Raw genomic sequence first — 14,898 nt, 5'->3', positions numbered from 1 at the left:
GTCACCTGTATATCGCCATAAAACCTTCACCCCAAGAGCGTGAACGGCCACTGGTTGCGGGCAAATGATGTGCATCTGACGGTTCGCCTACCCCTGTGGGGTAAGGGCCGCGCGAAGAGCAAGAGGACAGTGATGAAGGCAGTAATTCTGGCAGGTGGTCTCGGTACGCGGATCAGCGAAGAGTCGCACCTCAAGCCCAAGCCGATGATCGAGATCGGCGGCAAGCCAATTCTTTGGCACATCATGAAACAGTACTCGGCCCACGGGATTCATGACTTCGTGATCTGCCTTGGCTACAAGGGCTACGCGATCAAGGACTTCTTCGCCAACTACTTCCTGCACACTTCCGACGTCACCTTCGACATGCGCAACAACCGCATGGACGTGCACCAGAACTACAGCGAGCCGTGGAGCGTCACCCTCATCGACACCGGCGAGGAAACCATGACCGGTGGCCGCTTGCTGCGCGCCGGCCGTTACCTCAAGGATGAAGAGGCCTTCTGCTTTACCTACGGCGACGGCGTCTCCGATATCAATATCCGTCAACTGGTGGACTACCACACCGCCCACGGTCGTCTGGCGACCGTCACCGCGGTACAACCGCCGGGCCGTTACGGCGCCCTGGAGCGTCACGGCGATCAGGTGCTCGGTTTCACCGAGAAGCCTCGTGGTGATGGTGGCTGGATCAATGGCGGTTTCTTTGTGCTTTCACCGAAAGTGCTCTCGTACATCGGCGGTGATGACACCACCTGGGAAGCCGAGCCATTGGCCCGTCTGGCCCAGGACGAACAATTGAAGGCCTTCGAGCACGAAGGCTTCTGGCACCCGATGGACACTCTGCGCGACAAGAACTACCTCGAAGCGCTGTGGCAGAGCGGGGAGGCCCCATGGAAGCAATGGGGCTGAGTACCGAATTCTGGCGCGGCAAACGCGTTCTGCTGACCGGCCATACCGGTTTCAAAGGCAGTTGGCTGACCCTGTGGCTGCAAAGCCTCGGTGCCGAGGTCAGCGGATTTTCGCTTGATCCATCGACCGAACCGAGCCTCTTCGAGCTGGCCCGGGTGCACGAGGGCATCAACGATCAGCGCGGCGACCTGCGTGACCTCGGCGCCTTGCTGGAACTGATCACCGAAGCGCAGCCGGAAATCGTCCTGCACCTGGCGGCCCAGCCGCTGGTGCGCGAAGGCTATCGCGATCCGCTCGGCACCTACTCCAGCAACGTCATGGGCACGCTCAATCTGCTCGAAGCGATCCGTCAGGTCGGTGGCGTGCGCGCCTGCGTGTTGGTGACCACCGACAAGGTCTACGCCAACAAGGAATGGCTGTGGCCGTACCGCGAAGACGAAGCCCTCGGCGGACATGATCCTTACAGCAGCAGCAAGGCCTGCTGCGAGTTGCTGGCCCAGTCCTACGCCGCTTCGTTCTTCCCGGCCGAGCGCTATGCCGAACACGGTCTGGCGCTGGCCACTGCCCGGGCCGGCAACGTGCTGGGCGGTGGTGACTTCGCGCCGGAACGCTTGATCCCTGATGTGCTCAAGGCCTGGTCGGCGGATGAGCCGGTGACCCTGCGTTACCCGCAAGCCGTACGCCCGTGGCAGCACGCCCTGGAGCCATTGGCCGGTTATCTGCAATTGGCCGCCGGCCTCTATGAAAAAGGTCCCGAGTTTGCCGGCGCCTGGAACTTCGGCCCGAGCGAAGCCGACATGTGCAGCGTCGGCGAAGTGGTCGAACTGCTCGCCAACCGCTGGCCACAAGCACGCGGCTTGCGCATCGAACCGAGTGATCTGCACGAAGCCGGTCTGCTGCGTCTGGACAGCAGCCGCGCCCGTCAACGGTTGGCCTGGCAACCGCGCTGGTCGTTGCAGCAATGCCTGACCCATACCCTCGATTGGCACCTGGCGTGGCAAAACGGCGACGACATGCGCGCCATTACATTGGGCCAGTTGAACCTGTACCGAGGCGCGCTGTGAGCGAGTTTCTGTTGAAGTCATTGCCGCTGGCCGGACTGTTCAGCGTGCAGCACAAACGCTTCGAAGATGAGCGCGGGCACTTCGCACGGCTGTTCTGCGAAGGCAGCCTCAGCGCCTTCGGCCAGCCGTTTCATGTCCGCCAGATCAACCATTCCTGCACCCGTGAACGGGGCAGTGTGCGCGGTCTGCATTATCAGAACGCCAGCGCCCCGGAAGCCAAGCTGATCACCTGCTTGCGCGGTGAAGTCTGGGATGTGGCGGTGGATTTGCGCCCTGACTCCGAGACCTTCCTGCACTGGCACGCCGAACACCTGCGCGCCGGTGATGGCTGCAGCCTGTTGATCCCGGCCGGTTTTGCCCATGGTTTCCAGACCCTCACCGATGACGCCGAATTGCTTTACCTGCACAGCGCTGATTACACGCCTGCGCATGAGGGCGGTTTGTCGGTGAACGATCCACGGCTGGCGATTGCCTGGCCGTTGCCTGTCAATAATCTGTCGGCCAGGGATTCCAGCCATCCCGCGCTCGATGAACACTTCGCTGGAGTGCGTGTATGAACTGCCGTGGTTGCGGAACTCCGCTGGCTTTGCCGCTGATTGATCTGGGTACTTCGCCGCCGTCCAATGCCTACGTGCGCGCCGATCAGCTGGAACAATCCGAGCAATGGGTGCCGCTGAAGGTTGCGGTGTGTCAGCAGTGCTGGCTGGTGCAGACCGAGGATTACACCAGCGCCGACAGCCTGTTCGACGCCGAGTACGCCTACTTCAGTTCGTTTTCCAGCACCTGGCTGGCCCATGCCGAGCGTTATGTGGGCGAGATGGTCGAGCGTTTCGATCTGACGGCTGACAGCCGTGTGGTGGAAATCGCCGCCAACGACGGTTACCTGTTGCAGTACGTGGCCGGGCGCAGCATCCCTTGCCTGGGTGTCGAGCCGACCCGCAGCACCGCGCAAGCGGCACGGGAAAAAGGCCTGGAGATCCGCGAGCTGTTCTTCGGCCGCGACACCGCGTTGCAGCTGACAAATGAAGGCTGGGCAGCCGACCTGATGGCGGCCAACAACGTGCTGGCCCACGTGCCGGACATCAATGATTTCCTTGGTGGTTTCGCGACCTTGCTCAAGCCGACGGGCGTGGCGACGTTCGAGTTTCCGCAATTGCTGACGCTGATGGCCGGACAGCAATTCGACACGCTGTATCACGAGCACTATTCCTACCTGTCCCTGACTGCCGTGCAGACGCTGTGCGAGCGCAACGGTCTGGAAGTGTTCGATGTCAGTCAGCTATCGACCCACGGTGGTTCGCTGCGCGTGTTCGTTCAGCGCGTCGACGGTGTGCGCCGCGAAGTCCAGGCAGCGGTTCAACAGCAACTGCAAGCCGAGCTCGATGCCGGTGTGAAAACCCCCGAGTACTACGCAACCCTGGCGCCCGCCGCCGAACGCATCAAGCACGAACTGCTGCGCTTCCTGTTGCGGGCGAAAGCCGACGGCAAGCGTGTGGTCGGGTACGGCGCTGCCGCCAAGGGCAATACCTTGCTCAATTACGCCGGAGTCAAACCGGACCTGCTGGCCTGGGTCGCCGATGCCAACCCGCACAAGCAGGGCAAGTACCTGCCGGGCAGTCGCATCCCGATCGTTTCGCCGACGCAGATCGACATTGAGAAACCGGATTACGTGCTGGTACTGCCGTGGAACCTGCTGCACGAAGTCAGCCAGCAACTGGCCCAGGTGCGTCAGTGGGATGGCCGATTCGTGATCGCCGTGCCCGAGTTGACCGTCCTGTGAAAGTACTCGTGACCGGCGCCACCGGGTTTGTCGGCCGGCATCTGGTCGCTACCTTGCTCGCCCGAGGCTGTGAGGTCCGGGCGGTGGCGCGCAACGCCGAGACCGCTGCGCAACTACCGTGGATCAACGCCGTGGAGTTCGTGGCTGCGGATATTCATGCTGCCGATCTTGACTTCGCCGCGCTGACCGATGGCGTCGATGGCTTGGCACATCTCGCTTGGCCAGGGTTACCGAATTATCAGGCGCTGTTCCACTTCGAGCACAACCTGATGGCTGACTACCGGTTCATCAGGGGCGCGGTAGAGGCGGGCGTGGCGCAGGTGCTGGTCACCGGGACGTGTTTCGAATACGGCATGCAGAGTGGACCGCTCAGCGAGCAGACCGCGCCGCAGCCGAGCAATCCTTATGGATTGGCCAAAAACACCCTCCGTCTGTTCCTCGAAAACTTGCAGCGCGTGCAGCCATTCACTTTGCAATGGACGCGGCTGTTTTACCTGTACGGCGAGGGGCAAAACCCGAACAGTTTACTGGCGGCGCTGGACCGGGCGATCAATGCCGGCGACGAACGTTTCAACATGTCGGCCGGTGAGCAATTGCGCGATTACCTGGCCATCGAGACTGCCGCCGGTTATCTCGCGGCGATCCTGCAACAGCGGGACTTCAATGGCGTGATCAATTGTTCCAGTGGCCAGCCGATATCGGTCAGAGCACTGGTCGAGCAGCGGCTGCGTGAACGTGGCGCATCGATCAGTTTGAACCTAGGCCACTATCCATACCCGACCCATGAACCGATGGCGTTCTGGGGCGTGGCGGACCGCTTGCAACAGCTACTGGGAGCAGAGCATGAGGCATGAGTTGTATCGGGTCGCCGACCTGCCGGTGTTGCAGAATCGCACATTCGCCGACCCACAATCGGCCAGGGCTTCGGCCTCTGCCGACCTGGTGTTGGTACAGGATGAGCAGAGCGGGTTGATCTTCAACCAGGCCTTCGATGCCGACATGCTCAGCTACGACGCCGATTACCAGAACGAGCAGGCGCATTCGGGCCAGTTCCAGAAGCACCTGAGCGATGTCGAAGGGATCATTGCCCGGCACTTCAAGGGTCAGGAACTGATCGAAGTCGGTTGCGGCAAAGGCTACTTTCTCGAACTCCTGAAAGGTCAGGGTTATGCCATCACCGGCATCGACCCGGCCTACGAAGGCGACAACGCCGACGTGATCAAGGCCCCGTTCACGCGCGGGCTGGGTCTGGCGGCGGATGCCATCGTGCTGCGTCATGTGCTCGAACACATTCAGGATCCGGTGAGCTTTCTTGCCGAGATGGCCGAGGCCAATCAGGGCGGGCAGATCTACATCGAAGTGCCGTGCTTCGACTGGATTCTCGAGCACCGCGCCTGGTTCGACCTGTTCTACGAGCACGTCAATTACTTCCGCCTCGATGACCTGCGCCGGATGTTCGGCACCGTGCATGAGGCCGGTCACCTGTTCGGTGGCCAGTACCTGTACATCGTTGCGGACCTTTCGACCTTGCGTCTGACCCCGGAGCAACCGGTACCGCGCCTGGACCTGCCCGAAGGTTTCACCGCCAGCCTCGACCGCGCCGTTCAGATCATTCAGGCCGCACCCGAACAAGGTTCGGCGATCTGGGGCGCGTCGTCCAAAGGCGTGATCTATTCGCTGTTTCTGCAACGGGCCGGTGTGGCGGTGGATCGTGTGGTGGATATCAATCCGGCCAAGCAGGGCCGTTATCTGCCGCTGAGCGGCGTGCAGGTGTCCTCTCCACAAGAGGCCATGGATGCCCTGCCCGAAGGCGCCCATCTGTTTGTGATGAACTCCAACTACCTCGAAGAAATCAAGCGGATGACCGGTGGACGCTACGTCTATCACGCCGTCGACAGCGCTTCGTTCCACTGACCATTGAGAATTTTCAAATGACCGACAACAGCATCAACAAAGCCTTCGAAACCGAATGCCGGGAACAGATCGCCCAGCAAGGTGACGACCAGAAACTCACCGGCCTGGCCCGGGATTTCTTCAACGAATCGGCCAAGCACAAATACAGCTACCACTTCTCGTGGATGGGCCGTCCGATCATTCAGTTGCCGCAAGACATGATGGCGATGCAGGAAATCATCTGGCAGGTTAAACCGGACCTGGTGATCGAATGCGGTATTGCCCATGGCGGTTCGATCATCTACTACGCATCGCTGCTGGAGCTGCAAGGCCACGGCGAAGTGCTGGGCATCGACCTCGACATTCGCTCGCACAACCGCGAGGCCATCGAGAGCCACCCGATGAGCAAGCGTATCTCGATGATCGAGGGCTCGAGCATCGATCCTGCGATCGCCGCGCAAGTGCGTGCCGCTGCCGAAGACAAGAAAGTCATTCTGGTGCTGGATTCCAACCACACTCACGACCACGTGCTTGAAGAACTGCGCCTGTACGCGCCACTGGTATCGGTGGATAGCTACTGCGTGGTGATGGACACCGTGGTCGAAGACATGCCGGCCGACTTCTTTCCGGATCGTCCATGGGGCCCGGGTGACAACCCGAAGACTGCCGTATGGAAGTACCTGGAAGAAAACAAGGACTTTGAAATTGACCAGCAGATGCAAAACAAGCTGCTGATCACCGTGGCGCCGGACGGTTATCTGCGTCGCGTTCGTTAATCAAAAAACAGTTTCAGGTTCCAGGCGATTAGCCGGTTGTGGGGATAGAAAGATGCAGGTTCAAAACAGTGCTCAAAACGACGTTGTACCGCTGAACGAGCGGTTCACCGTGGTGGTAATTTCCCACAACCGGAACGCGTTCCTGCGGCGCACCTTGCAGTATTACAGCAGCTATCCCTGCACGATTCTGGTTCTGGATTCGTCCGTAGAGGGTGATGAAAACATGGCCCGGGACTTCCCGTCGGTCGACTATCGTCACTTGCCGCAATACACCTACAAGGGGTTGCAGGAAAAGCTCACCTACGGCGTCAATCAGGTCACCACGCCGTACATGGTGTTCGCCGCCGATGACGACTTCCTGCTGCACCGCGCACTCACCGAATCAGTAGAGTTTCTTGAAGCCAACCCTGACTATGGCCTGTGCCATGGCTACGGGATCATGTACCTGTCCCGGGCTACCGAGGTGAACTACTATCGCCGCGACCGCAAGGTCCACGAGGATTTCAACTCGGATCTGGCCGAAGATCGGGTCGTGCGCTTCATGGACAACTTCCTGCCGCCGTTTTATGCGGTGACCCGTACCGATCTGCTGCAGCAGTGGTACAGCCTGCTGCTACCGGACACCGGTTTCGAATGGCAGGAAATCGGCCATACCTTCTATCTGTTGGCCTGCGCCAAGGCGCGGATTCTGCCAATTCCGTTCGCCGTACGGGAAATAAACTACGGTGCCTCGGACCACAACACTAACGTGTTGACGGTGCTGACATTCAAGGATGCGAAAAGCGTGGCCGAGCGCGAGCACTTTGCCGAGTTCCTGGCCTCTATTCCGACACCACTCAGCGCCAAGGGCCCGGCCCAGGCCAAACAGATTGCCCTCGACAGCTTTACGGCCATGGCCGATTGCCTGCTTGAAGGTCGCTCGCTCAAGGGCACGATGATCATCCGCTCGGCCTGGCTTGAGGCGGGGGAAGAGCCGATTCGTAGCTTCGGCCCACAGCAGTTCGTTGAAATGCCGTTCTACAACAAACCGGTGTTCGACCTGCTGACCGAATTCGAATTCCTGCTGCACGCCATGCCCGCCGGCCGCCTGCAACTTAAGGAACTGGAAGGCATCCTGCTCAAGCAGCATGAGTTGATGCGCATTCACCCCAATGACACCGATCGCACAGTGCGTAGCCGCTTGTGGGAAGCCCTGAGCCTGAACGTATTCAACCGTGCCGTGGTCAAGCGCCTGGCGGAGTCGTTGAAGGACAGCGAAGAGCCGGAAGAGGGCCTCAAGCTGCAAGCCTGGGCCGAACGACTGAACACCCTGCCGGGTCAGCAAGACCGTCGGCTGTTCGAGAACATGCCGTCCGGCCGGTTGCTGAACTGGCTCGAGGCGCGCAACCCGGATACCGCGCAACTTAAGACGATCGCTGCGCATTTGGCCAAACACAACGGTGGTCCGCAGTTCGGCATTCTGTTGCTGGATCTGGATGCAGACATGTTCAAGTTGCAGGCGACCTTCGACAGCCTTGTCGGTGGCCACTGCAAGGCGTTCAACGTGGTGGTGTTCACCACCGGCGATTTACCGGCGACCACCACCGTGCGCGACACCGTGCACTTCGTCAAAGTCACCGCAACCAATTACGTCGAGCGCATCAACCAGATCGTCGCCCAGTCCACTGCCGACTGGCTGTTGCTGGCCGAGGCCGGTGATCAGTTCACTGCCAGCGGTCTGCTGCGTGCCAGCCTCGAGTTACAAGGTGCCGAGGGCTGTCGCGCGGTGGCCATGGATGAACTTCAGCGCAAGGCCGATGGCGCCCTGAGCGATGTATTCCGGCCGGGGGTCAACCTCGATCTGCTGCAAAGCGTGCCATCGCTGATGGCGCGTCACTGGTTGATCCGCCGTGACGTGCTGGCCCAGGCTCGCGGTTTCTCGGCCCAGTACACCCAGGCGCTGGAATTCGATCTGTTGCTGCGTCTGATCGAAGAAGGTGGCCTGGCGGGTCTGGCGCATCTGGCCGAGCCTTTGCTGATTTGCAATGCCCCGGTGGAGGAAGCCAACGCAGAGGAACAACAGGCGTTGACCCGATCTCTGGCGGCGCGGGGTTATCGCGCTCAGGTCAGTTCGGCACTGCCGCTGACCTACCAGATCGACTATCAGCACGCCGAGCGGCCGCTGGTGTCGATCATTCTCCAGAGTCAGGACAACCTTGAGGCACTGCAACGTGCGCTGGTCAGTGTGCTGCAACGCACTCGCTATCAGCGTCACGAAGTGCTGATCGCCGACAACCATAGCCAGTCCCAGGAATTGGCAACCTGGTTGAGCAGCCTGGAAGGCAAGGGTGATCGCATTCGCGTACTGCGCAGCGCCGAGCGCTTGAGCGCATCGGCACTGAACAACTTCGCGTGCGCCGAGGCCAAGGGTGACTACCTGGTACTGCTGTCGACCGAATCCGAGGTGGTCAACGCCAACTGGCTTGAAAGTCTGGTCAATCAGGCCCAGCGTCCGGAAGTCGGAATCGTCGGGGCCAAGCTGATGGACATCCGTGGTGTCACGACTCAAGCCGGATTGATCCTTGGTTTGAATGGCGCTCTTGGCTCGGCGTTTATCGGTGAGCGTAAAGACGCCAGGGGTTACATGAATGGCCACCAGGTGGAGCAGAACTATTCGGCGGTGTCCGGTGCGTGCCTGATGATTCGCAAGGACGTGTATGAAGCGGTCGGTGGCCTGGATGAGGAGCATTTCGATGACGCCTTTGGCGATGTCGACCTGTGTCTGAAAGTCGCCGATGCCGGCTATCTCATTGTCTGGACGCCTCAGGCACAGCTATTGCACCCGGGTGTGTTGTCTGAGTCACCCCAGGCCCGCGCGGCTCTGCAGGACAAGTGGAAGGCGCGATTCGCGCAGGATTCGTCCTACAACCAGAACCTGGCCCTGACCGGCAAGGGCTTTACTCTTGGCGACGCTTCCAGTGTCAACTGGGCGCAGTTGCTCGCATAAGCCTGGCTGACAGGTAAAAGGACTCACGGCATGTTTAACGGTAAATCGATTTTCATCTCTGGCGGCACCGGCTCGTTCGGGCGCAATTTCATCCGCCGGCTGCTGGAGCAATATCAGCCCAAGCGTGTGGTGGTGTTCTCGCGCGATGAGCTCAAACAGTACGAGATGCAGCAGACGTTCAACGCACCGTGCATGCGTTACTTCCTCGGCGATGTGCGTGATGCCGAGCGTTTGCGTCAGGCCATGCGTGGTATCGATTACGTGGTGCATGCTGCGGCACTGAAACAAGTGCCGGCGGCGGAGTACAACCCGACCGAATGCATCCGCACCAACGTCAACGGCGCGGAAAACATCATCGCCGCGGCCATCGACAACGGTGTGAAAAAAGTCGTCGCGCTGTCCACCGACAAGGCCGCCAGCCCGATCAACCTGTACGGCGCGACCAAGCTGCTGTCGGACAAATTGTTCGTCGCAGCGAACAACATTGCCGGGGATCAGAACACGCGTTTTTCGGTGGTTCGCTACGGCAACGTGGCTGGCTCTCGGGGGTCGGTGGTGCCTTTTTTCAGCAAGCTGATTGCCGAGGGTGCGCCAGAGTTACCGATCACCGATGAGCGCATGACCCGTTTCTGGATCACCCTCGATCACGGCGTGCAGTTTGTGCTCGACAGCTTTGCGCGCATGCACGGGGGTGAAGTGTTTGTGCCGAAGATCCCGTCGATTCGTATTGTCGATCTGGCGTTGGGCATGGCTGAACATTTGCCGCACAAGAACGTCGGCATTCGTCCGGGAGAAAAACTCCATGAGCTGATGGTGCCGCTGGACGACGCGCGCATGACCCTGGAGTTCGATGATCACTACACGATTCAGCCATCGATCCGCTTCACCAGCGTCGACGTGGATTTTGCCGTCGACAACCTGGGCGAACAGGGCCGGCCGGTCAGTGAAGACTTCGAGTACCGTTCCGACACCAATCCGCACTACCTGTCGGTCGGCCAGATTGCTGATCTGCACGCGAAGCTGTCGGCATGATTCCCTACGGTCGGCAGAGCCTCGATCAGGCAGACATTGATGCGGTGGTCGCCGTGTTGCAGTCCGACTGGCTGACACAAGGGCCGACCATTGAACGCTTCGAACAGGCCATGGCCGAGCGTTGTCAGGCCGACTTCGCGGTGGCGGTGTGCAATGCCACGGCGGCGCTGCACATTGCCTGTCTGGCGGCAGGGCTCGGTCCGGGTGATCGCTTGTGGACGACGCCGAACACTTTTCTGGCCTCGGCCAACTGCGGCCGTTACTGCGGCGCTGACGTCGACTTTGTGGATATCGATCCGCTGACCTGGAACCTCGACGCCTGCACCCTGGCGGCGAAGCTCGAAGCTGCCGAGCGCGACGGCACGCTGCCGAAGGTTCTGGTGGCCGTGGCGTTTTCGGGTCAAAGCTGCGACATGCGCATGATCGCCGGGTTGGCCGAACGCTATGGCTTTACGGTGATCGAGGATGCGTCCCACGCCGTCGGCGCATCCTATGCCGGGCGTCCGGTGGGCTGCGGCGAATTTGCGGCGATGACGGTGTTCAGTTTTCACCCGGTGAAGATCATCACCAGCGCCGAGGGCGGCATGGTCCTGACTAACCGCCCGGAACTGGCCGAGCGCTTGCAGCGCTTGCGCAGCCACGGCATGACCCGCGATCCGCAGCAGATGACCGAACCCAGTCACGGTCCCTGGTACTACCAGCAAGTGGAATTGGGCTTCAACTACCGGATCACTGATATGCAAGCGGCCCTCGGACTGTCACAGCTGAATAAGCTCGATGACTTCATCGCGCGCCGTCGTGAGCTGGCGGTGCGTTATGACCGATTGTTGGCGTACCTGCCGTTGACCTTGCCCAGCGCGCAACCAGACGCCGAGTCGGCGTGGCATCTGTACGTGGTGCGGTTGCAGACGGATCGGATCAATCTCAGCCATCGGCAGGTGTTCGAAGGGTTGCGGGCAGCCGGGATCGGGGTGAACCTGCACTATATTCCGCTGCATTTGCAGCCGTACTATCGTGATCTGGGGTTTGCCGAGGGAGACTTCCCGCAGGCCGAGCGTTATTACGCCGAGGCCATCAGCCTGCCGATGTTTCCTTTGCTGAGCGATGAACAGCAGGACTTCGTGGTCGAGCAACTGCGTCGGTTGGTTCTTGAGGAGGAGTGACACTTGAGCTGCGTTGCAATCATTCCGGCCCGCGGTGGCAGCAAGCGAATCCCGCGCAAGAACCTCAAACCGTTCGACGGTGTACCGATAATCGTCCGTTCGATCCGAACGGCGTTTGATTGCGGGTTGTTCGATCAAGTTGTCGTCAGCACGGATGACGAAGAAATTGCCGACATCGCCCGGGCTCATGGCGCTCAAGTGCCGTTCATGCGACCCACGGCGCTTGCCGACGATTTCACCGGGACCGCAGCGGTCATCGTGCATGCCTTGAAGCAATTGCCGCCGTTCGACTATGCCTGCTGCGTCTACGCGACGGCGCCGCTGTTGCAGGCGCGCTATCTGCGTCAGGGGCATGAATTACTGGTGCAGCATCCGGACAAGTCCTTCGCTTTTTCCGTGGCCGGTTTCGGCTTCCCGGTGCAACGTGCCTTGACCCTCGACGAGCAGGGAGCCTTGACGTCGCTCTATCCGGAGTTTCGCAACACCCGCTCCCAGGATTTGCCTGAAGCCTATCAAGATGCCGGCCAGTTCTATTGGGGGCGCACAGAGGCCTGGTTGCGCGGCGATGTGCTGTTTTCTCCGGCGAGTCTGCCGGTGATTCTGCCGCGGCATCTGGTGCAGGACATCGACACCCTTGAAGACTGGAAGCGCGCCGAATACCTCTATGCTGCATTGAAAGCTGGCGGAGAGCTGCAATGAGAGTGCTGATCCGCGCCGATGCGTCGCCGACCATTGGCAGCGGTCACATTGCTCGCTGTTTGACCCTGGCCAAAGTCTTGCGCAAGCAAGGCGCGCAGGTGGCCTTCGCTTGCCGCCTGTTGCCGGGCCATCGACTGGATGCACTGCAAGCCGAGGGCTTTGAAGTCTTCGCCCTGGCGGCTCGTTACCCTGAAGAAGACCCGCAGCAGGCGATCGAATCCTTGCTGCCGTGGCAGGCGGACATCGCCGCGCTTGGGCAGGCGCTGAGTAATCATCCGGGGTTCGATTGGGTCATCGTCGACCACTACGGCCTCGACCATTACTGGCAGACCGCAGCCCGCCGCTGGGCGCCAAGGATTGCCGCTGTGGACGACCTCGCCACGCGCACCTACAGCGTTGATTTGCTGCTCAACCAGAATTTGTCGGGCACGCCACAAGCCTATGCTTCGCTGCTGGCGCCCGGTTGCCAGACCTTGCTCGGCCCACGTTTTGCCTTGCTGCGCGATGAATTCTGCTGCCCGGCGATTCCGGTCAAGCCCCAGGCCAGGCGAGTGCTGGTGAATTTCGGTGGCTTCGATGCGGCGATGCAAACCCATCACGCGATGCTGGCAATGGCGGATTTGCATGAGCTTGAAGTCGATTTCGTCGCCGGTGCCAACAACCCGGCCTGGGCACAGATGCAGGCGCTTGCAGCCAATCGTCCGAATTGGCGCTTGCACAGTTTTGTCAGCGACTTCTATCGTTTGATGGCCGAGGCTGACCTGTTTGTCGGTGCCGGTGGCGGTACCAGTTGGGAGCGGGCGGCTATGGGGTTGCCGACGATCTGCATTGCGGTCTCGAACAATCAGCAAGCCAACGGCGAAATCATGGCGACTTCGGGATCCCATGTGTATCTGGGCACCCGTGAACACGTCAGCGTCGAGCAGTTGCGTCAAGCTATCGGTTTTGTCGCGGGCAATCAGGGATTACGCCAAAGCCTGGCCGAACGTTCGCGGCAGTTGGTCGATGGGCGGGGGGCACAGCGGGTTGCGGCAGCGCTCGCCGGTGCGGTTTTGCAGGTTCGGCAAGCGACCGTAGACGATGCGCAGTTGCTGTTCGAGGGGCGCAATGCCGAGTCGGTGCGGCGCTGGTCGCTGGATACGCAAGTCATCGATTGGCAACGGCATCAAGATTGGCTGACCGCGAGCCTGAGCAATCCCGGGCGATTACTGTTGATCGCCGAGGCGGACGCTGGCCCGGTCGGGGTACTGCGTTATGACCTGGACGGACTTGAAGCCGAAGTCTCGATTTACCTGCTTGATGGCCGCCTCGGTCTGGGGTGGGGCAGGGCGCTGCTGGCGCGGGGCGAAGCCTTCGTGACCACCCACTGGCCGCAACTGCAGGCCATCACCGCTCAAGTGTTGCCGGCGAATCAGTCGTCGCTGAAGCTGTTTCGCGAGGCAGGATTCACCCAGCGTGCTTGCGCGTTCACGCGCATATTGAAGGATCACCGCAATGACTAGCTTCAAGATTGGCAATCGCTCCATCGGTACCGATGCGCCGCCGTTCATCATTGCCGAGATGAGTGGCAACCATAACCAGTCGCTGGAGGTGGCGCTGCAGATCGTCGACGCCGCGGCCAAGGCCGGTGCCCATGCCTTGAAGCTGCAGACCTACACCGCCGAGACCATGACCCTGGACCTGTCCGAAGGTGAGTTCTTCATCAAGGACCCGAGTAGCCTCTGGGCCGGTTCTTCGCTGTACGCGTTGTACGAGAAGGCCCACACACCGTGGGAATGGCACGCGCCGATTTTCGCCAGGGCCAAAGAGCTGGGCATGCTCGCGTTCTCCACTCCGTTCGATGACACCGCAGTGGACTTCCTCGAAAGCCTCGACGTACCGGCCTACAAAATCGCCAGTTTCGAAAACACCGACCTGCCACTGATTCGGCGGGTTGCCGCCACAGGCAAGCCGCTGATCATTTCGACCGGCATGGCCAGCATCGCTGAACTTGACGAAACCGTGCGTGCCGCCCGAGAGGCTGGTTGCAAGGATCTGGTGTTGCTCAAATGCACCAGCACTTACCCTGCGACGCCCGCCAACAGCAACGTGCGGACGATTCCTCACTTGCGCGAATTGTTTGGCTGTGAAGTTGGCCTGTCCGATCACTCCATGGGTGTCGGAGTGTCCGTCGCCGCGGTGGCACTGGGGGCGACGGTGGTGGAAAAACATTTCACCCTCGACCGTTCCGCGGGTGGCGTGGATGCCAGTTTCTCTCTGGAGCCTGCCGAGCTGGCCAGTCTGGTGATCGAAACCGAGCGCGCCTGGCAGGCCATGGGCCATGTGCATTACGGCGTGACTGAAGCCGAGCGCAAGTCCTTGGTGTATCGCCGTTCGCTCTATGTGACTCAGGACATTGCTGCGGGCGAGTCCTTCAGCGCCGCCAATCTGCGGGCCATCCGTCCTGGCCTGGGGCTGGCGCCCAAACACGCTGAAACCCTTCTGGGCCGCCGTGCCCGCCAGGCCATCAAGCGTGGAACGCCGCTGGATTGGTCATTGGTCGAATAACGCCTTATCGGCCAGATTCGGCAAAATAGCGTGACCTGCGAGTCATAACGCG

Annotated in this window: 13 protein-coding genes; all 13 read left to right on the top strand. The window is 60.6% G+C overall.

Translation table 11 applies throughout. The features are described 5' to 3' along the window. The first annotated feature begins 132 nt into the window (after nucleotides 1-132). From rfbF to pseI, 13 genes are read left to right on the top strand one after another with little or no spacing between them, the layout of a single operon-like run. Nucleotides 133-906 carry a glucose-1-phosphate cytidylyltransferase gene (rfbF, locus tag MO767_RS06415; protein ID WP_282479845.1) on the top strand — a complete coding sequence of 258 codons (774 nt, stop codon included), beginning with the start codon at nucleotides 133-135 and terminating at the stop codon, nucleotides 904-906. Beyond that, the gene (gene rfbG / locus MO767_RS06410) at nucleotides 888-1,970 is read left to right on the top strand and encodes a CDP-glucose 4,6-dehydratase (protein ID WP_282479844.1); all 1,083 of its coding nucleotides are present in this window, start codon (nucleotides 888-890) and stop codon (nucleotides 1,968-1,970) included. The genes rfbF and rfbG overlap by 19 nt, the downstream gene beginning before the upstream one ends. Beyond that, entirely contained in the window at nucleotides 1,967-2,527 is a 561-nt protein-coding gene (rfbC, locus tag MO767_RS06405; RefSeq protein ID WP_282479843.1) for a dTDP-4-dehydrorhamnose 3,5-epimerase, read from the top strand. Before rfbG ends, rfbC begins: the two co-directional genes overlap by 4 nt. Further along, entirely contained in the window at nucleotides 2,524-3,750 is a 1,227-nt protein-coding gene (locus MO767_RS06400) for a class I SAM-dependent methyltransferase (protein WP_282479842.1), read from the top strand. Before rfbC ends, MO767_RS06400 begins: the two co-directional genes overlap by 4 nt. After that, nucleotides 3,747-4,604 carry an NAD(P)-dependent oxidoreductase gene (locus MO767_RS06395; RefSeq protein ID WP_282479841.1) on the top strand — a complete coding sequence of 286 codons (858 nt, stop codon included), beginning with the start codon at nucleotides 3,747-3,749 and terminating at the stop codon, nucleotides 4,602-4,604. The genes MO767_RS06400 and MO767_RS06395 overlap by 4 nt, the downstream gene beginning before the upstream one ends. After that, nucleotides 4,594-5,664, top strand: a complete 1,071-nt coding sequence (locus MO767_RS06390) for a class I SAM-dependent methyltransferase (RefSeq protein WP_282479840.1) — start codon at nucleotides 4,594-4,596, stop codon at nucleotides 5,662-5,664. The genes MO767_RS06395 and MO767_RS06390 overlap by 11 nt, the downstream gene beginning before the upstream one ends. A 17-nt stretch (nucleotides 5,665-5,681) precedes the next feature. Continuing rightward, nucleotides 5,682-6,419 carry a cephalosporin hydroxylase family protein gene (locus MO767_RS06385; protein ID WP_282479839.1) on the top strand — a complete coding sequence of 246 codons (738 nt, stop codon included), beginning with the start codon at nucleotides 5,682-5,684 and terminating at the stop codon, nucleotides 6,417-6,419. Nucleotides 6,420-6,471: 52 nt separating this feature from the next. Next, nucleotides 6,472-9,405 carry a TIGR00180 family glycosyltransferase gene (locus MO767_RS06380; RefSeq protein WP_282479838.1) on the top strand — a complete coding sequence of 978 codons (2,934 nt, stop codon included), beginning with the start codon at nucleotides 6,472-6,474 and terminating at the stop codon, nucleotides 9,403-9,405. A 30-nt stretch (nucleotides 9,406-9,435) separates the two neighbouring features. Next, a complete protein-coding gene (pseB, locus tag MO767_RS06375; RefSeq protein WP_282479837.1) occupies nucleotides 9,436-10,437 on the top strand; it encodes a UDP-N-acetylglucosamine 4,6-dehydratase (inverting) in 1,002 nt (333 codons plus the stop codon). After that, complete coding sequence (gene pseC / locus MO767_RS06370) at nucleotides 10,434-11,600, top strand: UDP-4-amino-4,6-dideoxy-N-acetyl-beta-L-altrosamine transaminase (RefSeq protein ID WP_282479836.1); 1,167 nt, start codon at nucleotides 10,434-10,436, stop codon at nucleotides 11,598-11,600. Before pseB ends, pseC begins: the two co-directional genes overlap by 4 nt. 3 nt (nucleotides 11,601-11,603) lie before the next feature. Then, a complete protein-coding gene (pseF, locus tag MO767_RS06365; protein ID WP_282479835.1) occupies nucleotides 11,604-12,299 on the top strand; it encodes a pseudaminic acid cytidylyltransferase in 696 nt (231 codons plus the stop codon). Further along, nucleotides 12,296-13,801 (top strand): UDP-2,4-diacetamido-2,4,6-trideoxy-beta-L-altropyranose hydrolase, encoded by a 1,506-nt coding sequence (pseG, locus tag MO767_RS06360; RefSeq protein ID WP_282479834.1) that lies wholly within the window; start codon nucleotides 12,296-12,298, stop codon nucleotides 13,799-13,801. Before pseF ends, pseG begins: the two co-directional genes overlap by 4 nt. Beyond that, nucleotides 13,794-14,846, top strand: a complete 1,053-nt coding sequence (gene pseI, locus MO767_RS06355) for a pseudaminic acid synthase (RefSeq protein WP_282479833.1) — start codon at nucleotides 13,794-13,796, stop codon at nucleotides 14,844-14,846. The genes pseG and pseI overlap by 8 nt, the downstream gene beginning before the upstream one ends. The last annotated feature ends 52 nt before the right edge of the window (nucleotides 14,847-14,898 follow it).

It is taken from the genome of Pseudomonas sp. UYIF39 (genome assembly GCF_029963765.1).
Taxonomy (GTDB): domain Bacteria; phylum Pseudomonadota; class Gammaproteobacteria; order Pseudomonadales; family Pseudomonadaceae; genus Aquipseudomonas.
The sequence above is the reverse complement of the archived record's forward strand: the minus strand, read 5'-3'. Positions and strand labels throughout refer to the sequence as shown.